Consider the following 25,562-nt stretch of genomic DNA (forward strand, 5'->3'; position numbering starts at 1 on the left):
ACCCTCAAAGCAAAGCGCCCCGGCGCGGGCCGAGGCGATGGGCAGGATCATAGTCGGCAACTCGTCTATACAAGGCCGTGGCACCGAGACAAGGTGGCGTGGAAAACCCGGAGGTGGCCTTCAGTCGTGGTCGTGGTCATGCCCGTGCGAACCATGGGCCAGGCGCGCATCCGACTGCCAGCCCAGGATGGCCTCGCGGCCCTGCACGTACATCTCCACCGTCGCGCCCACCGGCAGGCAGACCTTGGTGCGGATGTGGCCGAAGGGCAAGCCGGTCAACACCGGCGTCTTCGTGCGGCTGCGCAGCGCGGCTACCGCGTCCTTGATGCCATAGCCCTTGTCCAGCGGCGACCTGGCCGCGCCGCTGAAGTCACCCAGCAGCACCGCCACCTGCGCGTCGATGACGCCCGCCTGCTGCAGCTGCAGCAGCATGCGCTCCACGCGGTAGGGATGCTCGTTGACGTCTTCCAGGAACAGGATGCCGCCCTTGATCTTGGGCCAGTGCGGCGTGCCCAGCAGCGAGCACAGCACCGTCAGGTTGCCGCCCCACAGCCGCCCACGCGCCTCCAGGCCGTCGAACTCGGCCGTCGGCGCGCGGAAGCCCACCGCCTCCAGCGCACCGCTCATGGCCTCGGTGAAGCAGTCGCGCGTCACCTCGTCGACGCCGCCCTCGGCCTCGCTGCGGCCGAAGTCGTCGCAGGCCAGCGGCCCGGCCCACATCGCCAGGCCTTTGTGGCGTGCGATCAAGCCGTTCTGCAGCGCGGTCAGGTCGCTGTAGCCGACCCAGCGCGTGCCGTGCTCCACGCTGTGGGCGATGCGGCCCCAGTCGATCTGGTCGAGCAGCCGCGTGAGGCCGTAGCCGCCGCGGGTGGCGAGCGCCACCGACGGCGCCGCGTCCGCGACGCGGTGCAGCGCCGCCAGCCGCGCGGCGTCCTCGCCGGCGAAGCGCTGATGGCGGCTCAACGCATCGGCGTCGATGCTGACCTCGAAGCCGAGCTGCGCCAGGCGCTTGGCGGCGCGCTGCAGCGGCTGGGCCTTGGCCAGGGCGCCCGAAGGGGTGAACAGGGTCAGGGAGCTCATCTAAAGGGCCTATTCGTCCAGGTGCGTGGCTTCGCCGGTCGGGATCAGCCCTTGGCGCGCGGCGCGGCGCGCACGTGCGGCCTCGCGGCGCTCGTTGAAGAAGTCGCGTAGCAGCTGGGCGGACGCGTCGGCCATCAGCCCGCCCTCGACGGCGGTGTGGTGGTTGAGCTGGGCCTGGCCGAACAGGTCGATGACCGAGCCGGCCACGCCCGTCTTGGGGTCGTGCGCCGCGAACACCACGCGCTTGAAGCGTGCATGCATCAGCGCCATCGCACACATCGCGCAGGGCTCCAGCGTGACGAACAGCTCGCACTCGGGCAGCCGGTAGTTCTCCAGCAGCGTGGCGGCGTGGCGCAGGGCGACGATCTCGGCATGGGCCGTCGGGTCGTGCGTCGTGATCGGCCGGTTGTAGCCGGTCGCGATGACCTGGCCAGCCCGGGTGATGACGGCGCCCACCGGCACCTCGCCCACCAGCCAGGCGTTGTGGGCCTGATCGAGCGCGAGCCGCATGGCGTACTCGTCGGCGGGCGTGAACATCGGCGAGAAGGGGGGCTCTGTCATGGGCGCCGGGCAGTGTACCCATGGCATGCTGTCGCGCATGACCGTGCTGTCCCTGCACCCCCTCGGCGAAGCGGCCCTGTGCTGCACGTTGCCGGCGCCCCCGTCCTTCGAGACTTCGCTGGCGCAGCAGCAGCGCATCTGGCAGCTGGCCGCCGAGCTGGCCAAGGTCGACGGCGTGCAGGAACTGATCCCCGGCATGAACAACCTGACGCTGGTGTTCGACCCGCTGCGCACCGAGGCCGCGGCGCTGGAGCAGGCCGTGCAGGCGCTGTGGGCCAAGCCGCCGCGCCGGCGCCAGCTCGGCCGCGTCGTGGAGATCCCGGTGCGTTACGGCGGCGAAGCCGGCCCCGACCTGGCCGAGGTGGCCGCGCATTGCGGCATGACGGCCGACGAGGTCGTGCGCCGGCACACGGCGGCGGACTACGTCGTCTACTTCATCGGCTTCCAGCCCGGCTTCGCCTACCTCGGCGGCCTGGACGAGGCCTTGCACACGCCGCGCCGCAGCGAGCCGCGCGTGGCCGTGCCGGCCGGCAGCGTGGGCATCGGCGGCGCGCAGACCGGCATCTACCCGCTGGCCACGCCGGGCGGCTGGCAGCTCATCGGCCGCACCGCGCTGACTCTCTTCGACCCGCTGGCCGAGCCGCCGACGCTGCTTGCGCCCGGCGACCGCGTGCGCTTCGTCGCCGAGACCGCATGAGCCTGCAGATCCTCCGCGCCGGGCCGCTCGCCACCGTGCAGGACCTCGGCCGCAGCGCCTGGCGCGACCGCGGCATCAGCCGCTGCGGCGCGCTGGACGAACTGGCGCTGGCCTGGGGCAACCTGCTGGTCGGCAACGCGGCGGATGCCGCCGGCCTGGAGTTCACGCTGGGCGCGGCCAGCCTGCGCCTGGACGCCGACTGCTGCATCGCCGTCACCGGCACCGATGCCGATGCGACGCTCGACGGCCGGCCGCTGCGCCCCTGGTGGCGGCAGCGCGCGCATGCCGGCCAGACGCTGAAGCTCGCCGCACCGCGCGAGCGCATGCGCAGCTACGTCGCCATCAGCGGCGGCATCGCGGTGCCGCCCTCGCTGGGCTCGCGCAGCACCGACCTGAAGGCCGGCTTCGGTGGGCTTGGCGGCCGCGCACTGCGCGATGGCGACCGCCTGCCTCTGAACCCACCCACCGCCCTGCCCGCCCGCGCGGTGGGCCTGCGGCCGCCGGACTGGGCCGCCACGTTGCGCGTGCTGCCCGGCCCCGAGCATGAGGACTTCGCGGCGTCAGCCCGCGAGGCCTTCTGGCATGCGGACTGGACCGTCACGCCGCAAAGCAACCGCATGGGCTACCGCCTCGCCGGCCCGGCGCTGCGGCGCGAGCGTGGCGACGAATTGGCCTCGCACGGCGTGCTGCCCGGTGTCATCCAGGTGCCGCCCTCGGGCCAGCCCATCGTGCTGCTGGCCGATGCGCAGACGACGGGCGGCTATCCCAGGATCGGCGTCGTCATCCGCGCCGACCTGTGGAAGCTGGCCCAGCTGCGCCTGGGCGCGACGCTGCGCTTCACGCCCTGCACGCCGGCCGAGGCGCTGGGCGCGCTGCGGGTGCAACGACAAAGGCTGGAGCAGTTGAGGAGTGCGCTGTGCATGTCGACCTGAACGCGGACCTCGGGGAAGGCGCACCCGACGACGCCGAGCTGCTGGCCCTGGTCAGCTCCGCCAATATCGCCTGCGGCTGGCATGCGGGCGATGCGCGGCTGATGCAGGCCACCGTGGCCGCGGCGCTGGCGCGCGGCGTGGCCATCGGCGCGCACCCCAGCTTCCCGGACCGCGAGAACTTCGGCCGCAGCGAGATGCAGCTCGCACCCGACGCGGTGCGCGCCGACCTCATCTACCAGATCGGCGCGCTGGACGCCCTGGTGCGCGCCGCCGGCGGCCGCCTGCATCACGTCAAGCCGCACGGCGCGCTCTACAACCAGGCGGCGCGCGACCCAGCCCTGGCCGACGCCGTCGCCGCGGCCGTGCGCGCCGTCCATCCCGGCCTGGCCGTCTACGGCCTCGCGGGCGGCGAGCTGCTGCGCGCCGCGGAGCGCGCCGGCCTGCGCGCGGTGGCCGAAGTCTTCGCCGACCGCGGCTACCGCGCCGACGGCGGCCTGGTGCCGCGCAAGCAGCCGGGCGCGCATGTCGACGACGTGGATGCGGCCGTGGCGCGCACGCTGCGCATGGTGCGCGAGGGCGTCGTGGTCGCCGTGACCGGCGAGACCGTGCCACTGCGCGCGCAGACGATCTGCCTGCACGGCGACGGCCCGCACCCGCTCGCCTTTGCCCGCGCGATCCATGCCGCGCTCACCGCTGCCGGCGTGCAGCTGCGCCCACACTGACCCATGCAGGACCCGCTCTTCGACCTCGAAGCCCCCACCAAGCGCCCCCGCGGCGTGCAGCCGGCACCGCCGCTGGCCGAGGACATCGCACTGGCCGCTGCGCTGTCGCCGCGCATCCACCTCGGCACGTCGACCTGGAGCTACCCCGGCTGGCAGGGCCTGGTCTGGGCCGGCCGGCACAGCGAGGCGACGTTGTCCAAGACCGGCCTGCCCGCCTATGCCGCCCATCCGCTGCTGCGTGCCGTCGGCATCGACCGCGGCTTCTACCGGCCGCTGGCTGCCAGCGAGTTCGAGCGGCATGCGCAGCAGGTGCCGCCGGGCTTTCGCTTCACCGTCAAGGCGCCCAGCCTCGTCACCGACGCGCTGCTGCGCAGCGAGGACGGCCGCGGCCGGCAGCCCAACCCGCTGTTCCTGGACGCCACCGCCGCATTGCAGGACTTCATCGAGCCCGCGTTCGAAGGCCTGGGCCAGCACATCGGCGCGCTGGTCTTCCAGATCAGCCCCCTGCCCGGCCCGTTGCTGGCGCGCATGAACGAACAGTTCGACCGCCTGCATGCGCTGCTGCTCGCGCTGCCCAAGCCGCCGGCGGGCGTCATTGCGGTGGAGGTGCGTGATGCCGCCTGGCTGACACCGGATCTCGTCGCATTGCTGCGCGACACCGGCGCACGCTACTGCCTGGGCCTGCACCCCAAGCTGCCGCCGCTGGCCGAGCAGCTGCCGCTGCTGCGCGCGCTGTGGCCCGGGCCGCTGGTCGCGCGCTGGAACCTCAACCGCCTGCACGGCCCCTACGGCTACGAAGAGGCGGAGAAGAAGTACGGCGAGTTCAGCGAGATGCTGGACCCCGACCCCGAGACGCGCGCCGAGCTGGCCCGCATCATCCGCGGCACGGCCGGCGCGGGGCAGGAGGTGTTCGTCACCATCTCCAACAAGGCTGAGGGCTCCGCGCCGCTCAGCGTGCGCGCGCTGGCACAGGCGATCGTGGCGGCCTGATCGGTTCTCTCCTACAGCCAAGCGCTTCCTGGACCGACCTGCCACCGCCGCGCATCGCGGCACAGTGGCTTCACCGCGGCGCGCCGCATGCATCAAAGGAGTCCACCATGAACTGGGATCGCATCGAAGGCCAATGGAAGCAGCTCACCGGCAAGGTGCAGGAAAAATGGGGCAAGCTGACCGATGACGACATCGACGTCGTCGCCGGCCGCCGCGACCAGCTGGCCGGCAAGATCCAGGAGCGCTACGGCGTCGCCAAGGACGAGGCGGAGAGCCAGATCGCCGACTGGGAGCGCAACGCCACGGACGACTGGTTCGACCGCCGCGCCTGACGCCGCCAGCTCCTGACTCAAGCCGCCTGCGGGCGGCTCTTTTTTGCCCTGGGCAGGCCATCAACCCTGCAGCGGCCAGCGAGCGATGACCTCGTGTCGCGTCTGGCCCTGCGGGCTCTTGACGAGCACGAATTCGCTGGCGATCCAGCCCGGCAACTCGAGGCTCCAATCCGGCGCGGTGCGCTTGTCGTAGCGCAGCGTCAGGTGCGGCTCGTAGTCGCGCACCGGCGCGGCCAGGCCATGGGCCACGAGGCGCTCGACCAGCGCGTCGCGCAATTCCCGCACCGGTTCCAACCCCTGGCCGCCAGTGAGCACGAACGGGTGCTTGGCGGCCCGCTCGTCGCCCCAGCTCTTGAGCGTGTCGAAGCGAAGATCGAACGCTGGCCTCACGACCTCGGCCGCAGCGCGGCTGGCGAGCATGACGACTTGCGCATCCGGCTCGCCATCGAAGTAGCCGAAGTAGTGCAGCGTGACATGGAAGATGCGGCTGGGCCGCAACCGCGGTGCCAGGCCGCGCGCCTTGTGCTCGGCCGCTACGGTGCGCGCGATGCGCTCGGCCGTCTCTTCATCGGGCCGCAGCGCGAAGAAGAGCTTGTGGCCGGCCATCCGTCAGTTCGTCGCGGCGGATGCGGCCTCGGCGGCGCGCCGGGCCGCGTCGTCCAGGCTGCCCTGCACCTGCTGGCCCACCGCTTGTGGCTGCGGCAGCGCAGGCGCCGCGCTCGCCGCCGTTGCGGCCGGCTTGAGTGCAGTCGCCTGCTTCTTGACCAGCGACAACACGATGGCCGCGACGATGACGAGGGCGAGGAGGCTGAGGGCGGCGCGCATTGGGGTGAGGCTTCGTGAGGAGCAGCCAGCTTAACTCCGGCCTGCGCAGACGCGCCGCTGCACTGGCGAAGGCACTGGCCTGCGCGCGCTTCAGCGCCGGCGGCGCGCCAACACCCCGCCCAGCAGGGCCAGGCCGGCCAGCGCATAGGCCAGCGTGCCGCCTTCCGGCACGCTGGAGACGACGAAGGAGAGGTTGTCCGCATAGCCGTCGTTGTCGCCGCCACCCTGGCGCTCCATGGACAGCGAGAACATCAGCGAGGCCGTCTGCGCGGGCAGCAGGCCGGACGTGGTTTGCAGGAACAGGCCGGTCTGGTTGCCACGGTCTGCCGGGCCGACCGGGCCGAGGGCGGCATGGCCGATCTCGTTGTCCTGGCGGTCGAGGAACGAGACGTAGAGCAGCGCGTTGTCGCCCTGCGCGGCCCAGCCACCGAGCCAGCCGCTCAGGGCGTAGCGCAGCGGCTGGCCGGCCAGGTCGCCCAGCGCCACCGTCTGGAAGCCCGCGCTCTGGGCGCCGAGGCCGGCGAACATCTTGCTGCCGCGGTCGGCCGGGCCGGGCTGCGTGGGCAGCACCCAGCTGCTGCCGTAGTCGACGGCCTGGAACAGCTCGTAGCCGTCGAAGCCGGTCCAGCCAGAGACATCGCTTTCGGCGTCGCCATTGACGATGAGATTGCTGCCGAGCGTGGCTTGCGCCTGTGCGCCCAGGCTGAGGGCCAACAGGCCCAGCGCGAGGATGTGCTTGATCATGGAATTTCTGCCTTTGGCGGTGGATGTTCAGGGGCGCGTCTGGTCGAGCACGGCGGCGCCGGACATCGCCGGGTCGCTGATCGACGGCTGGCCGTTCTCGATGTGGCCGGCGAGTCGGCGACCGAAGCCGGCCAGCCCGGCGACCTTGATGCTGTAGTCGTACCAGCGGTGCGAGGCGTCCACGGCGATGCGCACCGTTGTCACGCTGTTGGCAAGCACCGGCCAGCTGCGGTCGGGCTCGTTGGCATAGCGGTTGGTGTGCAGCACGAAAGTGCAGGGCCTGGGCCCGTCGTTGCGCAGCTCGACGTTGAGCTCCAGGTAGACGCGGTCGGCCTGCACGCGGATCTCGGGACGGGCCTGCGCGATGCCGGCGCTGGGCAAGTTGCCGGTGAAGTGGCGGTGAAAGCCGTTGGGGCCCAGCACCCACAGGTCGTAGGCCGCGCCCGCCTGTCCGGGCCAGCTGCCGCTGAGCTGCTTGCCGGCCTCCACCGTGTAGCGGCGCGGCAGCTGGGCCAGCGCGAGGCGGTCGTAGACGTGGAAGACGGCGCCGGCATCGCCTTTGTTCTCGAAGCGCAGCGTGGCGCCGGACACGGCGGCGCTGCACTGCACCTGCAACTCGTACGGCAGCGCACGCGCCATGCGAATGCCGGCCTGCTGCAGCGGCGCCGCCAGGCCGGTGGGCGCGGCGGGCGTCTTGGTGCCTTGCAGCGTCAGCGCACGGGCACGCAGCGCAGCGGTGGCCGGCAGGTTCTGCATGAAGGCGCTGTCCTCGGGGTGGGCGAAGTCGAAGCAACCGGTCAGGTCGCCACTGACCGCGCGGCGCCACGGCGTGATCAGCGGCTCCTGCACGCCGAAGCGCACCTCGATGAAGCGGATCACCGAGGTGTGGTCGTGCACCTGCGAGTTGACCCAGCCGCCCTTGCTCCACGGCGACACGATGTACATGGGCACGCGTGGGCCCATGCCGTAGGGGCGGTGCTGGTAGGTCGGGCTGCTGCCATTGAGCACATGGTGGTATTCGCCGGTGGTGTCCACGGTCGACGCGCCGGCCAGCCGGGCCTTGGCGGGATCGGCGTCGTAGGTCTCAAATGACGGCACGGCGGGAGGCGGCAGGTGGTCGAAGAAACCGTCGTTCTCGTCGAAGTTGATGAACAGCACGGTCTTGGACCAGACCTCCGGGTTGGCCGTCAACGCGTCCAGCACGCGGGCCGTGTAGTCCGCACCCGATGCGGGGCTGGACGGGCCGGGGTGCTCGGAGCCCTCGGCCGTCGCGACGATCCACGACACCTGCGGCAGCTTGTTGGCCAGCACATCGGCCTTGAGCTGGCCCAGGTCGCGCGTGCTGACGCCGCGGTCGCGGAGCTGCGCCGAGAAACCCGGGCGCCCGTACCAGGCGTCACGGAACGGACGGAAGCCCGCCAGGGAGTTGTCCGTGAAGTTGTCGTCCATGTTCTGGTAGACCTGCCACGTAACGCCGGCGGACTGCAGGCGCTCGGGATAGGTCGTCCAGGTGTAGTCGGTCAGCGGGTTGGGGTCGAACCAGTCGTGGCTGTTGTCGGTGGACGGGCCACCGGCCTTCGCCAGCGGGTCGTTGCCACCGCTCCACAGGAACAGCCGGTTGGTGTTGGTGCCGGTCTGCGTGGCGCAGTGGTAGTGGTCGCACAGCGTGAAGGCGCGCGCCAGCGCGAACTGGAAGGGGATGTCCGCCTCCTTGTAGTAGCCCAGCGAATGCGCCTGCTTGGCGGCCGGCCAGTTGTTCATGCGGCCATGGTCCCAGGCGGCCTGCGCGTCGGGCCAGGCGTGTGGCGTGCCGCTGACGCGCATCACCGCGAAATCCTGCTGCGTGTTCAGGTGGAAGGGCGCGATGGCCGTGCGCTGGCCGCCCCAGTCGGGCCGGCCCGGCACCTTGGCGCCGCCGCCGTTGGGCTGCACAAACACGGTCTTGCCGCTGAACGTGCCCGGGCGGTCCATGACCGGCACCGGAAAGGGGTCAGCAAAACCGCGCACACCGGCCAGCGTGCCGAAGTAGTGGTCGAACGAGCGGTTCTCCTGCGTCAGCACGACGATGTGCTCGACGTCTTGCAGCGTGCCGGTGCGGCGGTGGGCGGGAATGGCCAGCGCGCGTTGGATGGCGGGCGGGAAGCTGGCCAGCGCGGCACTGGCGCCAACGGCCTGGCCGACGGTCCGCAGGAAGCCGCGGCGATCTTGTTGGGACATGGGGAGCGCTCCGGGGGAAGAGTCGGTAATGGACGGACTCTAGGAACGCCATGTGCAGCGCGCGTGACGGTCGCCGCCCCGGCGGCTCAAGGGTGAAGCCTCAATCGGTGACGGGCTTGTCATCAAAACGAAAAAACCCGCCGAGGGCTGCGCGCCATCGGCGGGTCGGTCGGTGTCGTGAGAGGGCGGCTCAGCGCCGCGGGCTCACTCCCACTCGATGGTCGCGGGCGGCTTGCTGCTCACGTCGTACGTCACGCGGTTGATGCCGCGCACCTCGTTGATGATGCGGCCCGACGTGCGCTTGAGCAGCGCATATGGCAGCTCGGCCCAGTCGGCCGTCATGAAGTCGCTGGTCTGCACCGCGCGCAGCGCCACGACGTAGTCGTACGTGCGGCCATCGCCCATGACGCCCACGCTCTTGACCGGCAGGAAGACGGCGAAGGCCTGCGACGTCAGCGCATACCAGCTCTTGCCGGTCGCCGGGTCGATGGTGTTGCGCAGCTCCTCGATGAAGATCGCGTCGGCGCGGCGCAGCAGGTCGGCGAAGTCCTTCCTGACCTCACCCAGGATGCGCACGCCCAGGCCCGGGCCGGGGAAGGGGTGGCGGTACACCATGTCGGCCGGCAGGCCCAGCGCCACGCCCAGCGCCCGCACCTCGTCCTTGAACAGCTCGCGCAGCGGCTCCAGCAGCTTCAGGCCCAGCGTCTCGGGCAGGCCGCCGACGTTGTGGTGGCTCTTGATCGTCGTGGCCTTCTTGGTCTTGGTGCCGCCGCTCTCCACCACGTCCGGGTAGATGGTGCCCTGCGCCAGCCACTTGGCGTTCTTGAGCTTGCTCGCCTCGGCCTGGAAGACCTCGACGAACTCGGCGCCGATGATCTTGCGCTTGCGCTCGGGATCGGTCACGCCGGCCAGCTTGCCGAGGAACTGCTCGCTGGCATCGACGTGCACGACCTTGGCGTGCAGGCGGCCGGCGAACATGTCCATCACCATCTGGCCTTCGTTCAGGCGCAGCAGGCCGTGGTCGACGAAGACACAGGTGAGCTGGTCGCCGATGGCGCGGTGGATCAGCGCGGCGGCCACCGAGGAGTCGACGCCGCCGGACAGGCCGAGGATGACCTCTTCGTCACCGACCTGCTCGCGGATGCGGGCGACGGCTTCGTCGATGTAGCTGCCCATCTGCCAGTCGCCGCGGCAGCCGGCGATGTCGCGCACGAAGCGCGTGAGGATGGCCGCCCCCTGCAGCGTGTGCGTGACCTCGGGGTGGAACTGGAAGGCGTAGAGCTTGCGCGCCTCGTCGGCCATGCCGGCGATGGGGCAGCTGGGCGTGGAGGCCATCAGCTTGAAGCCGGGCGGCAGCGCCGTGACCTTGTCGCCATGGCTCATCCAGGCCTTCAGCATGCCGTGCTTCTCGGGGGTCTCGAAGTCCTGGATGCCGTCGAGCAGCTTAGTGTGCCCATGCGCACGCACCTCGGCGTAGCCGAACTCGCGATGGTCGCTCCACTCGACGGTGCCTCCCAGCTGCACCGCCATGGTCTGCATGCCGTAGCAGATGCCCAGCACGGGCACGCCCAGGTCCCACACGGCCTGCGGGGCGCGCAACTCGTGGTCCTCGTAGGTGGATGCGTGGCTGCCGCTCAGGATGATGGCCTTGGGCGCGAACGACTTGATGAAGTCGTCGGACACGTCGTTCGGGTGGATCTCGCAGAACACCGCCGCCTCGCGCACGCGGCGGGCGATGAGCTGGGTGACCTGGGAGCCGAAGTCGAGGATGAGGACCTTGTCGTGTTGCATGGAGCGTCTTTCAGGCGGGCTGCACGGGCTGCGCCGGCGGGTGGCTGCGGAAGAAACGGAGGGTGATCAGCATGGCCGCGGCTTGCAGCGCCGCGCAGGTGAAGAACGGCAGGCCGATGACGACGTCCCCGGGCGGCCGCGTGGACACCCAGCGCAGCAGCTCCAGCGCGACGACCGGCGCGCAGACGGCCATCAGGCTGTTCAACGACGACACGGCACCCATGGTGCGGCCCTGGCTGCTGGCATCGGCAGCGTTGGAGATGATGCTCTGCATCGAGGCCGCGGCCATGGCGCCCAGCAGGTTCAGCGCGATGACGATGTACATCATCCAGCCCTCGGTGGCGAGGCCGAAGCCAAGGTAAGCCAGTGCCGCCGACGTCATGCCGACGACGGCGAGCCGCTGCGGCGTGAAGCGCTTGAGCATGGGCTTGAGCAGCACGCCCTGGCTGATGACGGAGACGACGCCCACGGCCAGCAGCGACCAGCCCACCTCGCCCGGGCCCCAACCGAACTTGAACTTGGTGTACAGCACCCAGCTGGTGTGCAGCATGAACTGCGCGAGCGAAGACAGCGCCAGCACCAGCACCAGCGGGCCGACGCCCTTGAGCCCCGTCAGACCCTTCAGCGAGGTGACCGGGTTCATCTTGCGCCAGTCCAGCGGCCGGCGCTTCTCGGGCGGCAGCGACTCGGGCAGCACGAAGAAGCCGTAGCACCAGTTGACGACCGCCAGCGTGCCGGCGGCATAGAACGGCAGGCGCACGTTGATGTCGCCCAGCAGGCCGCCAATGACCGGGCCCAGCATGAAGCCGACGCCGAACATCGCGCCCAGTTGCCCGAAGCGCTTGGCGCGATCCTCGCCGGCCGTGATGTCGGCCACATAGGCGTTGGCGATCGCAATGTTGGCCTGCATCGCGCCGGAGAACAGCCGCACCACCACCAGCACCCACAGCGCCGGCGCCATGGCGGTCACGAAGAAGCTCAATGCCAGGCCGGCGAAGCCGATCAGCAGCACCGGCCGGCGGCCGTAGCGGTCGGACAGCGCGCCCAGGACGGGGGAGCCGAAGAAGTTGGCGACGCCGAAGGCCAGCGTGAGCACCAGGAAGCCCAGCGTCTGCTCGTCATTGCTGTGCGTGAACACGCCGACGATGTGCGGCAGCACCGGCACGATGAGGCCGATGGAGATCATGTCGATCAGCACGGCGGCCATGATGAACCCCATGGCCGGGGCACGTGCGGTTTTGGTCGTCATCAGCGGTCCTGAAAAACAAAAACGGGGCGATGTGTCATCGCCCCGGTTGGCTCACCGCGCCGTCATTCAGCGCGGTAGTTGGGTGCTTCCTTGGTGATCTGCACGTCGTGGACATGGCTCTCGCGCATGCCCGCCGTCGTGATCTCGACGAACTCGGCCTTGTTCTGCATCTCTTCGATGGACCCGCAGCCGCAGTAGTGCATCGACGCCTTCAGCCCACCGGCCATCTGGAAGATGACCTGCACAACCGAGCCCTTGTAGGGCACCTGGCCCTCGATGCCTTCCGGCACCAGCTTGGACGTGTTGGGGTTGTTGGCCGACGTGTCCTGGAAGTAGCGGTCCGCGCTGCCCTTGGCCATCGCGCCCATGGAGCCCATGCCGCGGTAGCTCTTGAAGGTGCGGCCCTGGTAGAGGATGACCTCGCCCGGGGCTTCCTCGGTGCCGGCGAAGGCGCCGCCCATCATCACGCAGTCAGCGCCGGCGGCGATGGCCTTGGCCAGGTCACCGGAGTAGCGCACGCCGCCATCGGCGATGACCGGTACGCCGGTGCCCTTCAGCGCCGTGACGACGTTGTCGATGGCCGTGATCTGCGGCACGCCCACGCCCGCGACGATGCGCGTGGTGCAGATGGAACCGGGACCGATGCCGACCTTGACGCCGTCCGCGCCGGCTTCCACCAGCGCCAGCGCTGCGGCACCGGTGGCGATGTTGCCGCCGATGACATCGACGTTCGGATACGCGCGCTTGACCCAGCGCACGCGGTCCAGCACGCCGGCGCTGTGGCCGTGCGCGGTGTCGACGATGAGCGCGTCCACGCCGGCCTTGACCAGCAGCTCGACGCGCTGCTCGGTGTCGTCACCGAAGCCGACCGCCGCGCCGACACGCAGCTTCCCTTGCGCATCACGCGCCGCGTTGGGGAAGCTGGTCTGCTTGGTGATGTCCTTGGTGGTCATCAAGCCGCGCAGCTCAAAGGCATCGTTGACGACGACGACGCGCTCCAGCTTGTGCTTGTGCATCAGCGCCTTGGCCTCGTTCAGCGATGCGCCTTCCTTGACGGTGACGAGCTTCTCGGCCGGCGTCATGATCTCGCTGACACGGGCGTCCATGCGGGTCTCGAAGCGCAGGTCGCGGTTGGTCACGATGCCGATCACGCGCTTGCCTTCGACGACCGGGAACCCCGAGAAGCCATGCTGGCGGGTCAGCTCCACGGCCTCGCGCACCGTGGCGTTCGGGCCGATGGTCAGCGGCTCGCGGACAACGCCGCTCTCGTAGCGCTTGACCCGGGCGACTTCACGCGCTTGCGCTTCGGCGCTGAGGTTCTTGTGCACGATGCCGATGCCACCTTCCTGCGCGATCGCGATCGCCAGGCGGGCCTCGGTCACGGTGTCCATCGCGGCGGACACCAGCGGCAGGTTCAGGGGAATGTTGCGCGACAGGCGGGTCGCAAGGCTGGTGTCACGAGGCAACACCTGGGAGAACGCTGGCACCAACAGAACATCGTCGAAGGTGAGCGCTTTGCCGAGAAGGCGCATGAGGAAAGCTCCAGACGCAAAGCGGCATTATACGGAGGTGCCGCCGCTACACTGAGCCCATGCGTCACAAGCCTCTGTTCATCGCATTGATCGGCCTGGTTCTTGCCGCATCCGCCCATGCCCAATGGAAGTGGCGCGATGCCAAGGGCAATGTGCAGTACAGCGACCGCCCGCCGCCGCCCGGCACGCAGGACAAGGACATCCTGCAGCGTCCCGTCGCCGCGTCCCGCAGCGTCGTCATCGTGCCGGCCGGCCAACCGGCCGCGGCGTCCGCCGCAGCCTCTGCACCCAGGTCCGCCGCGAGCGGCCCGACCAAGGCCGAGCAGGATGCAGCCGCGCGGGCCAAGCAGGAGCAGGACAAGGACGCTGCCAAGCAGAAGGAAGAAGAGCGCCGCGTCGCCGCACAACGCCGTGAGAACTGCAGCCGCGCCCAGGCGGGGTTGCGCGACCTGCAGAGCGGCACGCGCATCACCCGCACCAACGACAAGGGCGAGCGCGTCTTCATGGACGAAGCGCAGATCGCCACAGAAGTCGCCCGCGCACGCGACGTGATCAGCAGCGAGTGCCGGTAGCGGCCCGTCAGCCGCCGGCCTTGGGGCGGTGGCGCGACACGATGCGCTCGCCACGCTTGGCATAGCGCAGCCGCCGCGCCTCCTTGGGATCGACGGTCAATGGGCGGTAGACCTCGATGCGGTCACGTTCACGCAGCAGCGTCTCCAGCGGACGGACGCGCCCCCAGATGCCGATGCGCAGTTGATCGAGCGGCTGAGCGTGCGCCGCGACGAAATCGCCGCAGCCGCGCAATGCGGCGCCGAGCGTGGCGCCCTCCTCCACCTCCAGCCAGCGGTGCTGCACATCGCCCGCCTGCGGGCTCCAGACGAGCTCAACGCGCACCGTAGAGACCTTCCGCACGCTGCACGAAGCTGTCGACGAAGGTGTTGGCGATGCGGTCGAACACGGGGCTGACGACGGCCTCCAGCGTGCCGCTGCTGAAGGCGTAGTTCAATTCGAAGACGACCTTGCACGCCGTGGGCTCGCCTTCGGTGCCGGGCTTGTTGAGCGGCAGGAACTGCCACAGGCCGTCGAGGCGCGAGAACGGGCCGTCGACCAGTTCCATGTCGACGCTGCGGCCATCCTCGTTGCGGTTGCGCGTCGTGAAGGCGTGGCGCACGCCGGCGTAGGCCAGGTGCAGGCGCGCCGTGACGGTGTCGTCCTCGCGGGCCAGCACATCGACCTTGCTGCACCAGGGCAGGAACTCGGGATAACGCTCCACCGCGGTGACCAGCTCGTACATCTCCCGCGGCGTGTACCAGAGCAGAACGGACTTTTTGACCTGCTTCATAGAATGCCCGGATTGTAAGAAGGCCCCCGGGCCCCACCTGTGCTCCCATGTCCATCGCCGAGAACCGCCGCGCCCGTTACGACTACCACATCGAAGAGCAATTCGAGGCCGGCGTCGTGCTGTCGGGCTGGGAGATCAAGGCCATCCGCGCGGGCCAGGTCCAGCTGACCGATGGCTACGTGATGATCAAGGACGGCGAGCTGTTCCTGATCGGCTGCCGCATCAACGCGCTGCGCAGTGCGTCCACGCACGTGACGCCCGAGGCCGACCGCACGAAGAAGCTGCTGATGCACAAGGCCGAGATCAAGCGGCTGGTGGGCAAGGTGGAGCAGCGCGGCTTCACGCTGGTGCCGCTGAACCTGCACTACAAGGGCGGCCGCGTGAAGGCCGACATCGCGCTGGCCAAGGGCAAGGCCCAGCATGACAAGCGCGAGACGGAGAAGAAGCGGGATTGGGAGCGCGAGAAGGGGCAGCTCATGCGGCACAAGGTGTCAAACAAGAGCTGACAACGCCTGCGCTATGTCGGCCTTCAGGTCGGCGGCGTCTTCCAGGCCGATCGCGAACCGCACCAGCGTGCCGCCGTCGAACGGCAGCGGCAGGTCGCGGCTGCGGCTCATGTCGTAGGGCACGGCCAGGCTCATCGGGCCGGCCCAGGAGTAGCCGATGCCGAACAGCTGCAGCGCGTCCACGAAGGCGTCGACCTGGGCCGGGCTGTATTCGGGCTTGAACACGGCCGAGAACAAGCAGGCGGCCCCTGCGCCGCCGACAGCCAGCCAGTGCTCATGCCCCGGCGAGCCGGGCAGCGCCGGATGGAAGACCCGCGCCACCTCGGGCCGGCCGGCCATCCAGCTCGCCAGTTGGCGCGTCACGCGGTCCTGCGATTCGTAGCGCAACTGCAGCGTCGGCAGGCCACGCAGCACCAGCTCCACGTCGTTCTGGCCCAGCCCATAGCCGAGGTGCTCATGCGCATGGTTCAGGCGGTCGTGCAACTTGCGGTCGCGCGTGCAGACCGAGCCCATCAGCACGTCCGCGCCGCCGCTGGGATATTTGGTCAGCGCCTGCATGACGATGTCGGCGCCGAGGCCGGGATGGGTGTCAGGCGCCGGCTCGAAGCCGTTGAAGGCGAGGCCCGCGCCCCAGGTGTTGTCCAGCGCCGTGACGACGCCGCGTTGCCGGCAGGCGGCCAGCGTGCCCAGCAGGTCGGGGAACTCCAGCGTGATCGAGCCCGCCGCCTCCAGCCAGACCAGCCTGGTGTTGTCGCGCAGCTCCGGCACGGCCAGCGGGTCATAGAAGCGGTGCGTGACGCCCCATTGCGGCAACCAGGACTGGGTCAGGTAACGGTTCTGGCCGTAGACGTTGTCCGGCACCAGCACCTCGTCGCCCGGGCGCAGTATGGCCAGCGACGGCAGCGTCACCGCAGCCAGGCCGCTGGGCACCAGCAGGCAATGCTCGGCATGCTCCAGCGTGGCCAGACGTGCGGCCAGCGTGTAGCTCGTCGGCGTGCCGTGCAGGCCGTAGCGGTAGGTCAGGCCGTCGCGCGGCCGCGGCTTGTGCAGGTCGGCCGTGTCCTTGAATAGCACGGTCGAGGCCTTGGCCACCGGCACGGGCACCGCGTCCCAGCCTTCGGGGGCGCGGTAGGGGTGGTGGATCAGCTCGGTGCTGGGGGCTCTCTTGCTCATCAGACCAAGCTTGCCACGAGGTCATGGCCATCAGCCGCCACGACGCGGGCACGCACGAAGTCGCCGACCTTCATCGTCTTGCTGGCCTTCTCCGGCGGCAGGATCTTGACGGTGCCATCGATCTCCGGCGCGTCGGCATATGAACGCCCCACCCCGCCCTTGCGGCCCAGGGCCGGGGCGGCATCGACCAGCACCTGCAGCGTCTGGCCCACGCGGGCCTGCAGCTTGGCGGCCGAGACCTGCTCGGCGACCGCCATGAAGCGCGCACGGCGCTCCTCGCGCACTTCCGCGGGCAGCGCGCCGGGGATGTCGTTGGCGCTGGCGCCCTCGACGGGCGAGTAGGCGAAGCAGCCCGCGCGGTCGATCTGCGCTTCCTTCATGAAGTCCAGCAGGTACTGGAACTCGGCCTCGGTCTCGCCGGGGAAGCCGGCGATGAAGGTCGAGCGGATGACCAGGTCCGGGCAGGCCTCGCGCCAGCGCAGGATGCGCTCCATGTTCTTCTCGCCGTTGGCCGGGCGCTTCATGCGCTTGAGCACGTCCGGGTGGGCGTGCTGGAAGGGCACGTCCAGGTAGGGCAGCACCAGGCCTTCGGCCATCATCGGCAGCACTTCATCCACGTGCGGATAGGGATAGACGTAGTGCAGGCGCACCCAGGCGCCATAGGGCTTGGCGATCTCGCCGAGCTGGGCGACGAGGTCCAGCATGCGGGTCTTGACCGGCTTGCCGTCCCAGAAGCCCATGCGGTACTTCACGTCCACGCCGTAGGCCGAGGTGTCCTGGCTGATGACCAGCAGCTCCTTCACGCCGCTCTCGAACAGCGCGCGGGCTTCGTTCAGCACGTCGCCGATGGGGCGGGACACCAGGTCGCCGCGCATGCTGGGGATGATGCAGAACGAGCAGCGGTGGTTGCAGCCTTCGCTGATCTTCAGATAGGCGTAGTGCTTGGGCGTCAGCTTGACACCGTAGCTGGGCACCAGGTCGACGAAGGGGTCGTGGGGCTTGGGCACATGGGTGTGCACCGCGTCCATCACCTCCTGCGTCGCATGCGGGCCGGTGACGGCCAGCACGCTGGGATGCATCTCGCGCACCAGGCTGCCGGCATCGGTGCTGGCCGCGCCGGCCTTGGCGCCCAGGCAGCCGGTCACGATGACCCTGCCGTTCTCCGCCAGCGCCTCGCCGATGGTGTCCAGGCTTTCCTTGACGGCGTCGTCGATGAAGCCGCAGGTATTGACGATCACCAGGTCGGCGCCGGCAAAGGTCTTGGAAGTCTCGTAGCCCTCGGCGCGCAGTTGCGTGAGGATCAGTTCGCTGTCGGTGAGAGCTTTCGGGCAGCCCAGCGAGACAAAGCCGATCTTGGGCGCGGCGGCCGGCGGAGCGGCAAGGGTGGCAGGTTCATTCATCGCCGCATTTTCGGCGATGTCACTGCATCAGGGCTTTTTGGTGCCCGGTGGCGCGGTGAAAGGGAAGATCACGCCGGCATTTTTCAACTGTTCCTGCCACTGGTTCATCAGCGTCTTGGACTGCTCGGCATAACCGCCCATCAGCCCTGTCCATGCCTCGGGGCTGAACGGCATGCCGGGCTTCTGCTCGGTGAAGCGCTGCTGCATGTCGGTGAAGGCCTGCATCTGGCGCTCCAGCAGCCCGCCCATCACGCCCTGCATCGCGTGGCCGTAGAAACGGATGATCTGGGCCAGCGAGCTGGTCGAGAACATCGGCACGCCGCCGGTCTCCTCCTCCAGGATGATCTGCAACAGGATGGAGCGGGTCAGGTCCTCCTGCGTCTTGGCGTCGTGCACCTCGAAGTCGATGCCTTCCAGCACCATGCGCTTGACGTCGGCCAGCGTGATGTAGCTGCTGGTCTGCGTGTCGTAGAGGCGGCGGTTGGGGTACTTCTTGAGGATGCGCAGCCCGGGCTTGACCGCGTCGGCGGCGGGCTGGTCACTCGTGGATGCCGGCTTTTTGCGGGCAGTCGCCATGCGGGAATCTCCTGGTGCGGTGCAGCAAATTCTGGCAGATGCCGATGGCGTCGCTGGACGGGTTTACCTGGGCCCGCTGGCTAAAACGCGGGACACGGGACATTCGTTGATTTGCCTCAAATGATAATGATTCTCATTTGATTTAACATGCCGGACTCCAAAACAATCTGTCCCGCGCCCCGTCAATGTCCCGCCCGCTTCTTCGGCCGCGCCCCGGCCCCGTTCCCGTGGCCCTCGCCACGCTGCTGGCCGCCCTGCCCGCCGCAGCCCAGACCGCCGCCGACCCGACCTTGGAGCGCGTCGTCGTCACTGCGACGCGCAGCAGCAAGGCCATCGAGAAGATTCCCGGTGCCTTGACGGTCATCACCGCCCAGGAGATCGAGACCCAGACGCTGATCGCCGAGGACCTGAGCGCGGTGCTGTCCGTGCTGGCGCCGTCATACGCGCCGTCGCGCCAGAAGCTGACCAGCTTCGGCGAGTCCATGCGCGGGCGCACCGCGCTGCTGCTGTTCGACGGCGTGCCGCAGAGCAACCCGCTGCGCAACGGTGCTCGCGAAGGCTATTTCGCCGACCCGTCGCTGATCGAGCGCATCGAGGTCATCAGCGGCGCCTCGGCCGCGCAGGGGCTGGGCGCAACGGGCGGCATCATCAACTTCATCTCACGCACGCCGCGCGAGCCCGGCACCCGCCAGCGCGTCGAGCTGAAGTACGGCACGCAAGGCCACAGCGGCGACGCGCTGTGGAAGGCCGGCTACACGCTGGAGCACAAGAGTGACTTCGACGCACTGCTGCACATCGGCACGACGCTGCGTGGCGTGGGCGTCGACGGCCACGGCAGCCGCCTCGGCCTGGAGGCGGTCCAGGGCGACACCCAGGACTCGCGCGCCGGCGACATCTTCCTGAAGCTGGGCCGTGATTTCGGCCCGCAGCGCCTGCAACTGTCGGTCAACAAGTTCCGCCTCGAAGGCGAAGGCGACTGGAAGCCGGTGCCCGGCAACCGCCTCACTGGCGTGCTGACCGGCGCCACGCCCGGCACGCCGCCGGGCCATCCGCCGCGCAACGATGTGCGCACCGTCTCGCTGGACTGGAGCCACAGCGACCTTGCCGGCGGCCAGGCGCGCGCCCAGGTTTACAAGCAGGATTTCAGCGCCCTCTACGGCGCCAGCGCCGCGACGACCTTCCAGGACGTGCGCATCGCGCCGCAGGGCCAGTTGATCGACCAGTCCGAGGTCGTCGCCGACAAGGCCGGCGTGAAGCTGAGCTGGGTGCGGCCCGACCTCTTCGTCACCGGCCTGGAGCTGACGACCGGCCTGGACTGGCTGAAGGACACCTCGCAGCAACGCCTGGCGCTGACCGGCCGCAGCTGGGTGCCGCCGCTGAAGTTCACCAGCACGGCGCCGTTCGCGCAGCTGGAGTACGAAGTCGGCCCGGTCACCATCCGCGGCGGCGCCCGGCGCGAAAGCGCCAACCTCAAGGTCGACAGCTACCAGACGCTGGCCTTCTACAAGAACACCGCCGTGCAGGGCGGCGAGCGCAGCTTCAGCCAGTGGGTCAAGAGCCTGGGCGCGGTGTGGCGGCTGGGCGGCGGCTGGTCCACCTTCGTCTCGTACAACGAGGGCTTCGGCGTGCCCGACGTGGGCCTGGTGCTGCGCGCCGTCAGCACGGCCAACCAGTCGGTCGACAAGCTGATCTCGCTGGAGCCGGTCGTCACCGACAACCGCGAAATCGGCCTGGCGTGGCGCGGCCGGCTGGGCAGCTTCTCGGCCTCTGCCTACGACTCGCGCTCCGACCTGGGCTCGCAGATCCGCGTGGACGCCGCCACCGGCGTGGGCAGCGTGCTGCGCGTGCCGGTGCATGTGAAGGGCTTGGAGTTCAGCGGCGAGTTCAAGCCGCTGCCGGACTGGACGCTCAGCGCCAGCTACGCCCGCACCCGTGGCAAGACGGCCGCGCAACCGGACGCGCCGCTGGACGTCGACCTCGGCGCCCGCTCGCAGGGGCCGGACAAGCTGGTGCTCGCCGCGGCCTGGCAGTTCGCCGCCAAGGGCAGCGTGCGCCTGCAGGCCACGCGCCTGGCGTCCCGCGACATCAACGTCGGCCGCGTCGTCGGCACGTCGCGGCTCGAAGAGCATTTCAAGGGCTACACGCTGGCCGACCTGGCCGCCACCTACGGCACGGCCTGGGGCGACTTCGGCGTGGGCATCGAGAACCTGTTCGACCGCCAGTACGTCGGCTACTACGCGCAGGCCAACCCGGCCGGCACCAACGACGACCACTTCGCCGGCCGCGGCCGCACGCTGACGGTCAGCTGGCGGCGCAGCTTCTGATGCGGCGCTTCTGGCTGCGGCTGCACCGCTGGCTGGCGCTGGCGCTGGGCCTGCCGCTGGCCGTCGTCGCGCTGCTGGGCAGCAGCCTGGTGGTGCTGAAACCGCTGGACCGCTGGCTCAACGCCGAGCTGTTCAGCGTGCCCGCCGGCCCGGCGGCGCCGGACCTGCTGGAGCGCACCCGCCGGCAGTTGCAGGCGGAGTTCGGCCCCGGCGCGTCGCTGGTGCTGCGCCCACCGCGCCAGGCCGGCGAGAGCCTGCGCGCGGCCGTGCGCGGCCCGTGGGAAGGCTTCGTCTACCTCGACCCGCGCGGCGCCCGCGAGCTGGGCCGCCGCGGCGAGCGCGAGGGCTTGTTCAACCTCGTCTTCGAGCTGCACAGCTCGCTGCTCATGAACGAGGCCGGCAAGCCGCTGCTGGCAGCGCTGGCGCTGGCCTACCTGGTGCTGCTCATCGGCGGCTTGGTGCTGTGGTGGCCCAGGCACTGGCGGCAGGCCTTCGCGCTGGCGCTGGACCGCGGGCTGTTGCGCGGCCTGTTCGACCTGCACCGCACCGGCGGCGTCGTGCTGGGGCTGCTGATCGCCGTGCCGGTGGCGACCGGCGCCTACATGGCCTGGAAGCCGCTGTCGCAGGCGGTGACGTCGCTGTCGGGCGGGCCGGCCTTGGCGCCGCCCAAGGTGCCTGCCGTGGACCTGCCGCCAGCCACCCTCGACGCGCTGGTCGCCACCGCGCAGGCGCGGTTCGGCGACGCGCCGGTCGGGTTCGTGCAGGTGCCTGCCGGCAACTCGAAACCGGTGCGCGTGCGGCTGATGCTGCCCGACGACCCGCACCCCAACGGCCTGACCTCGGTTTGGCTGCACCCGCTGGCCGGCACCGTGCTGCGCGCGGACCGCTGGAACGCGCTGGACCCCGGCGCCCGCGCGAACAGCGTCATCTACCCGCTGCACACCGGTGAGCTTGGCGGCCTCGCGCTGGAGACCGTGAACGCCTCGCTTGGCCTGGGGCTGACCGCCTTGGGCGTGTCCGGACTGTGGCTGTGGTGGCTGAGGCGGCAGCCCGCTCAGCGTCAGCCATCGCGGCACGCACTCCGTCACGCAAGGCCGCGGCGCGGGCCCGGCCGCAAGGGAGCCCCAGGATAAAGTTCGAGCGCAGAACTGAGGGCCGCCCCCAGTCCTACCCAGAACATCGAACAAGAAGCGCTCTTCATGGAATACCCCGGCAATCTCTTCGTCGTCGCCGCGCCGAGCGGCGCGGGCAAGTCCAGCCTGGTCAAGGCCCTGCTGGAACTGGACGCCCGGCTGGCGGTGTCCATCTCGCACACCTCACGCGCACCGCGCGGGCAGGAGCAGCATGGGCGCGAGTACTGGTTCATCACGCCCGACGAATTCCACGCGATGGCGGCCCGGGGCGAGTTCTTCGAATGGGCCGAAGTCCACGGCAACCTGTACGGCACCTCGCGCGCCGGCATCGAGGCGCGGCTGCAGCATGGCGAGGACGTGGTGCTGGAGATCGACTTCCAGGGCGCGCTGCAGATCAAGCAGCTGTTCCCCTATGCCGTGCTGATCTTCATCCTGCCGCCGAGCTGGGACGAGCTGCGCCTGCGCCTGGCCCGCCGCGGCGACACCGAGCCCGAGGTCATCGCCAAGCGCATGAACAACGCGCGCATCGAGGTGGCCCAGGCGCAGAACTTCGATTTCGTCGTCGTCAATGCGGTGTTCGACACCGCCGTTTTCGACCTCAAGGCCATCGTCCACGCGCAGCGGCTAAAATACGCGGCTCAGCGGCGCAACCGCTCTGCCGTCTTTCAGGCGCTCGACCTGCCCTGACCCGCTTCATTCAAGGAAACCCATGGCCCGCATCACCGTCGAAGACTGCCTGACCAAGATCCCCAACCGCTTCCAGCTCGTGCTGGCCGCGACCTACCGCGCCCGCATGCTGAGCCAGGGCCACAGCCCGCGCATCGAGAGCAAGAACAAGCCCGGCGTGACCGCGCTGCGCGAAATCGCCGCCGGCGAAGTCGGCATCGAGATGCTGCGCAAGGTGCCGGTCTAATTCGGCATCTGTTGAACATGAAACGGGCGTCCTTGGACGCCCGTCGTCTTTTGGGCTTCGTATAAATTCCACGAATGGCCCAACGCTCCCTCACCGCCTGGTTCACGCTGCCTGGATTGCGCCAGCCAGCGCCGCCGACCCCGGCAGAGGCGGCCTCCTTCGACGCCCTCCTGCCCAAGCTGGGCTACCTCAGCAAGGCCGAAGTCAAGCGGGTGCGCGACGCCTACAAGTTCGCCGACGAAGCCCACCTCGGCCAAAAGCGCGCGACCGGCGAGCCCTACATCACCCACCCCATCGCCGTGGCCGGCATCTGCGCCGAATGGCGGCTGGACGCCCAGGCACTGATGGCGGCGCTGATGCACGACGTTGTCGAGGACTGCGGCGTCTCCAAGACCGAGCTGATCGAGAAATTCGACGCCACGACGGCCGACCTCGTCGACGGCCTGACCAAGCTGGACAAGCTGCAGTTCTCCACCAAGGAGGAGTCGCAGGCCGAGTCCTTCCGCAAGATGCTGCTGGCGATGGCCCGCGACCTGCGCGTCATCCTCATCAAGCTGGCCGACCGCCTGCACAACATGCGCACCATGGGCGCGATGGCGCCGCAGAAGGCGCGCCGCATCGCGCGCGAGACCTTCGACATCTACGCGCCGATCGCGCACCGCCTGGGCCTGAACCAGACCTTCCGCGAGCTGGAAGACCTGTCCTTCCAGTATTTCCACCCCTGGCGCTATGCGGCGCTGAACAAGGCGGTGGCCAAGGCGCGCGGCAACCGGCGCGACCTGGTTTCGCGCATCGAGGGCGAGATCCGCGGCGCCTTCGCCAGGGCCAGCCTGCGCGTGGAGGTGCAGGGCCGCGAGAAGACCGTCTACTCCATCTACAAGAAGATGCGCGAGAAGGGGCTGATGAGCTTCGCCCAGGTCAGCGACATCTTCGGCTTCCGCATCCTGACCGAGGAGCCGCTGCAGTGCTACACGGCCCTGGGCGTGCTGCACCAGCTCTACAAGCCGCAGACGGGTCGCTTCAAGGACTACATCGCCAACCCCAAGGACAACGGCTACCAGTCGCTGCACACGACGCTGATGGGGCCGCTGGCCACGCCGCTGGAGTTCCAGCTGCGCACCGAGGGCATGCACCAGATCGCCGAGCAGGGCGTGGCCGCGCACTGGATCTACAAGAGCCGCGGCAAGCAGGCCTCGGCGCTGATCGCCCAGCAGGCCAACGCCCGCTGGCTGCAGAGCCTGATCGACATCCAGGACGAGACCCGCGACGCCAACGAGTTCCTGGAGCACGTGAAGATCGACCTCTTCCCGGACTCGATCTACGTCTTCACGCCCAAGTCCAAGATCATGGCCCTGCCCAAGGGCGCGACGCCGGTGGACTTCGCCTATGCCATCCACTCCGACGTCGGCGACCACTGCGTCGCCGCGCAGGTCAACGGCGAGGCCGTGCCACTGCGCGCCGAACTCAAGAGCGGCGACATCGTCGAGGTCATCACCGCGCCCGGCGCCAGCCCCAACCCTGCCTGGCTGAGCTTCGTGCGCACCGGCCGGGCACGCTCCAAGATCCGCCACTACCTGAAGGACCTGGAGCAGGAAGAGTCCCGCGAGCTGGGCGAGAAGATGCTGTCCCAGGCCATGCGGGTCGAGGGACTGGGCCTTCCCAGCCTGGAGCTGGACGACCCCGCCGCCAAGATCTGGCATGACCTGGCCGTCTGGGCCGGCAGCGCGGGTACCGAACAGCTGCTTGTCGACATCGGCGCCGGCCGCAAGATCGCCGCCATCATCGCCAAGAAGCTCGCGCGGCTGATGGCCGAGCAGGGCCAGCGGCCCGACGCCGTTGCGCTGACGCTGGGCCGCTACACCGAGGCACCGGTCGACCGCGGCAGCGTCGTCATCGACGGCAGCGAGGGTGCGTCGATCCAGCTGGCGAGCTGCTGCCGCCCCATCCCAGGGGACGAAGTCCGTGGCTATCTGGGCCGCGGCGAAGGCCTGGTCGTGCACACCTGCGAATGCGCGGTCGGCCGCCGGCTGTTCCAGCGTGACAGCGAACACTGGATCCAGGTCGACTGGGCCGACGAACTCACGCGTAACTTCGAAGCCGGCATCACCCTGCTTCTGAACAACGGCAAGGGCGTGCTGGCGCAGGTCGCGCAGGCCGTGGCGCAGGCCGAGGCCGACATCACCCACATCGCGATGGGCGACGACGCGCCGCTGCGCGAGACGGCCGAAATGAACCTGCTGATCGCCGTGCGGGACCGCCTGCACCTGGCGGACGTGCTGCGCGTGCTCAAGCGCTCGCCGGCGGTGCAGCGGGTGGCGCGTGTGAAGCCCTGACACCGTTGTCACGGCGCTGACCCGGCACGCGCGTCAATCACGGCGCTGAGTGTTTCTATCGGGCTCCCCGGGTTAACCATTGTTTCCGGCCCCGGTATTGCGTTTCGGGATAGCAAATCCCTCAAAACGTATTTCTCCGGTTGTAACCCCCTGTTTATGGTCCGCTCCGTTGCCTGCGGTGGATGGTCCT

26 protein-coding genes are annotated in these 25,562 nt (G+C 69.6%); 12 read left to right on the plus strand and 14 right to left on the minus strand.

Annotated features, from left to right (window positions below; all coding sequences use genetic code 11):
• Window positions 1-120: 120 nt before the first annotated feature.
• Together ASD35_RS03630 and tadA are read right to left on the minus strand one after the other, a co-directional pair.
• Window positions 121-1,080 (minus strand): LD-carboxypeptidase, encoded by a 960-nt coding sequence (locus ASD35_RS03630; protein WP_056873554.1) that lies wholly within the window; start codon window positions 1,078-1,080, stop codon window positions 121-123.
• 9 nt (window positions 1,081-1,089) lie between these two features.
• Window positions 1,090-1,641: a tRNA adenosine(34) deaminase TadA gene (gene tadA, locus ASD35_RS03635; protein ID WP_056873555.1), complete on the minus strand. Its 552-nt coding sequence runs from the start codon at window positions 1,639-1,641 to the stop codon at window positions 1,090-1,092.
• A 37-nt stretch (window positions 1,642-1,678) separates the two neighbouring features.
• Between tadA and pxpB the strand changes: the two genes are divergently transcribed.
• The 5 genes from pxpB to ASD35_RS03660 all read left to right on the plus strand — a co-directional run bounded on the left by pxpB (window position 1,679) and on the right by ASD35_RS03660 (window position 5,314).
• Window positions 1,679-2,338, plus strand: a complete 660-nt coding sequence (gene pxpB / locus ASD35_RS03640) for a 5-oxoprolinase subunit PxpB (protein ID WP_056874574.1) — start codon at window positions 1,679-1,681, stop codon at window positions 2,336-2,338.
• Window positions 2,335-3,270, plus strand: coding sequence for a biotin-dependent carboxyltransferase family protein (locus ASD35_RS03645; protein ID WP_056873556.1), 936 nt, complete (start codon window positions 2,335-2,337; stop codon window positions 3,268-3,270). Before pxpB ends, ASD35_RS03645 begins: the two co-directional genes overlap by 4 nt.
• Window positions 3,255-3,992, plus strand: a complete 738-nt coding sequence (gene pxpA, locus ASD35_RS03650; RefSeq protein ID WP_056873557.1) for a 5-oxoprolinase subunit PxpA — start codon at window positions 3,255-3,257, stop codon at window positions 3,990-3,992. The genes ASD35_RS03645 and pxpA overlap by 16 nt, the downstream gene beginning before the upstream one ends.
• A 3-nt stretch (window positions 3,993-3,995) precedes the next feature.
• Entirely contained in the window at window positions 3,996-4,982 is a 987-nt protein-coding gene (locus ASD35_RS03655; RefSeq protein ID WP_056873558.1) for a DUF72 domain-containing protein, read from the plus strand.
• A gap of 107 nt (window positions 4,983-5,089) precedes the next feature.
• On the plus strand, window positions 5,090-5,314 hold the full coding sequence (locus tag ASD35_RS03660; RefSeq protein ID WP_056873559.1) for a CsbD family protein: 225 nt from the start codon (window positions 5,090-5,092) through the stop codon (window positions 5,312-5,314).
• A 60-nt stretch (window positions 5,315-5,374) separates the two neighbouring features.
• On the opposite strand, the gene ASD35_RS03665 is transcribed toward ASD35_RS03660, so the two are convergent.
• The 7 genes from ASD35_RS03665 to guaB form a co-directional block, all read right to left on the minus strand.
• Window positions 5,375-5,920 (minus strand): 2'-5' RNA ligase family protein, encoded by a 546-nt coding sequence (locus tag ASD35_RS03665; protein ID WP_056873560.1) that lies wholly within the window; start codon window positions 5,918-5,920, stop codon window positions 5,375-5,377.
• Window positions 5,921-5,923: 3 nt separating this feature from the next.
• Window positions 5,924-6,139 carry a hypothetical protein gene (locus ASD35_RS03670; protein WP_056873561.1) on the minus strand — a complete coding sequence of 72 codons (216 nt, stop codon included), beginning with the start codon at window positions 6,137-6,139 and terminating at the stop codon, window positions 5,924-5,926.
• Window positions 6,140-6,229: 90 nt separating this feature from the next.
• Window positions 6,230-6,883, minus strand: coding sequence for a hypothetical protein (locus tag ASD35_RS03675; RefSeq protein WP_056873562.1), 654 nt, complete (start codon window positions 6,881-6,883; stop codon window positions 6,230-6,232).
• Window positions 6,884-6,910: 27 nt separating this feature from the next.
• Complete coding sequence (locus ASD35_RS03680) at window positions 6,911-9,100, minus strand: phosphocholine-specific phospholipase C (protein WP_056873563.1); 2,190 nt, start codon at window positions 9,098-9,100, stop codon at window positions 6,911-6,913.
• Window positions 9,101-9,304: 204 nt separating this feature from the next.
• Complete coding sequence (guaA, locus tag ASD35_RS03685) at window positions 9,305-10,891, minus strand: glutamine-hydrolyzing GMP synthase (protein WP_056873564.1); 1,587 nt, start codon at window positions 10,889-10,891, stop codon at window positions 9,305-9,307.
• 10 nt (window positions 10,892-10,901) lie between these two features.
• Complete coding sequence (locus tag ASD35_RS03690) at window positions 10,902-12,140, minus strand: MFS transporter (RefSeq protein ID WP_056873565.1); 1,239 nt, start codon at window positions 12,138-12,140, stop codon at window positions 10,902-10,904.
• 62 nt (window positions 12,141-12,202) lie between these two features.
• Window positions 12,203-13,672, minus strand: coding sequence for an IMP dehydrogenase (gene guaB / locus ASD35_RS03695; protein ID WP_056873566.1), 1,470 nt, complete (start codon window positions 13,670-13,672; stop codon window positions 12,203-12,205).
• A gap of 59 nt (window positions 13,673-13,731) precedes the next feature.
• Between guaB and ASD35_RS03700 the strand changes: the two genes are divergently transcribed.
• Window positions 13,732-14,244 (plus strand): DUF4124 domain-containing protein, encoded by a 513-nt coding sequence (locus ASD35_RS03700; RefSeq protein WP_056873567.1) that lies wholly within the window; start codon window positions 13,732-13,734, stop codon window positions 14,242-14,244.
• 7 nt (window positions 14,245-14,251) lie between these two features.
• Here ASD35_RS03700 and ASD35_RS03705 read toward each other — a convergent pair whose 3' ends face one another.
• Both ASD35_RS03705 and ASD35_RS03710 read right to left on the minus strand, forming a co-directional pair.
• On the minus strand, window positions 14,252-14,566 hold the full coding sequence (locus tag ASD35_RS03705; RefSeq protein WP_056873568.1) for an RnfH family protein: 315 nt from the start codon (window positions 14,564-14,566) through the stop codon (window positions 14,252-14,254).
• Complete coding sequence (locus ASD35_RS03710; protein WP_056873569.1) at window positions 14,556-15,014, minus strand: type II toxin-antitoxin system RatA family toxin; 459 nt, start codon at window positions 15,012-15,014, stop codon at window positions 14,556-14,558. Before ASD35_RS03710 ends, ASD35_RS03705 begins: the two co-directional genes overlap by 11 nt.
• Before the next feature lie 47 nt (window positions 15,015-15,061).
• On the opposite strand from ASD35_RS03710, the gene smpB reads away from it, so the two are divergent.
• A complete protein-coding gene (gene smpB / locus ASD35_RS03715; RefSeq protein ID WP_056873570.1) occupies window positions 15,062-15,520 on the plus strand; it encodes an SsrA-binding protein SmpB in 459 nt (152 codons plus the stop codon).
• On the opposite strand, the gene ASD35_RS03720 is transcribed toward smpB, so the two are convergent.
• From ASD35_RS03720 to phaR, 3 genes are read right to left on the minus strand one after another with little or no spacing between them, the layout of a single operon-like run.
• Window positions 15,506-16,693 carry a PLP-dependent transferase gene (locus ASD35_RS03720; protein ID WP_056873571.1) on the minus strand — a complete coding sequence of 396 codons (1,188 nt, stop codon included), beginning with the start codon at window positions 16,691-16,693 and terminating at the stop codon, window positions 15,506-15,508. The two genes, smpB and ASD35_RS03720, sit on opposite strands and share 15 nt — an antisense overlap.
• Window positions 16,693-18,093: a 30S ribosomal protein S12 methylthiotransferase RimO gene (rimO, locus tag ASD35_RS03725; RefSeq protein ID WP_056873572.1), complete on the minus strand. Its 1,401-nt coding sequence runs from the start codon at window positions 18,091-18,093 to the stop codon at window positions 16,693-16,695. Before rimO ends, ASD35_RS03720 begins: the two co-directional genes overlap by 1 nt.
• A 27-nt stretch (window positions 18,094-18,120) precedes the next feature.
• Window positions 18,121-18,669 carry a polyhydroxyalkanoate synthesis repressor PhaR gene (phaR, locus tag ASD35_RS03730; protein WP_082579890.1) on the minus strand — a complete coding sequence of 183 codons (549 nt, stop codon included), beginning with the start codon at window positions 18,667-18,669 and terminating at the stop codon, window positions 18,121-18,123.
• A 227-nt stretch (window positions 18,670-18,896) separates the two neighbouring features.
• Here phaR and ASD35_RS03735 point away from each other — a divergent pair, with 227 nt between their 5' ends.
• The 5 genes from ASD35_RS03735 to ASD35_RS03755 all read left to right on the plus strand — a co-directional run bounded on the left by ASD35_RS03735 (window position 18,897) and on the right by ASD35_RS03755 (window position 25,372).
• Window positions 18,897-20,993, plus strand: a complete 2,097-nt coding sequence (locus ASD35_RS03735; protein WP_235538230.1) for a TonB-dependent receptor — start codon at window positions 18,897-18,899, stop codon at window positions 20,991-20,993.
• Window positions 20,993-22,126: a PepSY domain-containing protein gene (locus ASD35_RS03740; protein WP_082579891.1), complete on the plus strand. Its 1,134-nt coding sequence runs from the start codon at window positions 20,993-20,995 to the stop codon at window positions 22,124-22,126. The genes ASD35_RS03735 and ASD35_RS03740 overlap by 1 nt, the downstream gene beginning before the upstream one ends.
• 66 nt (window positions 22,127-22,192) lie before the next feature.
• Window positions 22,193-22,813, plus strand: coding sequence for a guanylate kinase (gene gmk, locus ASD35_RS03745; RefSeq protein ID WP_056873573.1), 621 nt, complete (start codon window positions 22,193-22,195; stop codon window positions 22,811-22,813).
• A 22-nt stretch (window positions 22,814-22,835) separates the two neighbouring features.
• Window positions 22,836-23,039 carry a DNA-directed RNA polymerase subunit omega gene (rpoZ, locus tag ASD35_RS03750; protein WP_025563690.1) on the plus strand — a complete coding sequence of 68 codons (204 nt, stop codon included), beginning with the start codon at window positions 22,836-22,838 and terminating at the stop codon, window positions 23,037-23,039.
• 74 nt (window positions 23,040-23,113) lie between these two features.
• Window positions 23,114-25,372, plus strand: coding sequence for a bifunctional (p)ppGpp synthetase/guanosine-3',5'-bis(diphosphate) 3'-pyrophosphohydrolase (locus ASD35_RS03755; RefSeq protein ID WP_056873574.1), 2,259 nt, complete (start codon window positions 23,114-23,116; stop codon window positions 25,370-25,372).
• Window positions 25,373-25,562: the final 190 nt, after the last annotated feature.

The sequence above is a fragment of the Pelomonas sp. Root1444 genome (assembly GCF_001426885.1).
In the GTDB taxonomy this organism is placed as follows: domain Bacteria; phylum Pseudomonadota; class Gammaproteobacteria; order Burkholderiales; family Burkholderiaceae_C; genus Pelomonas.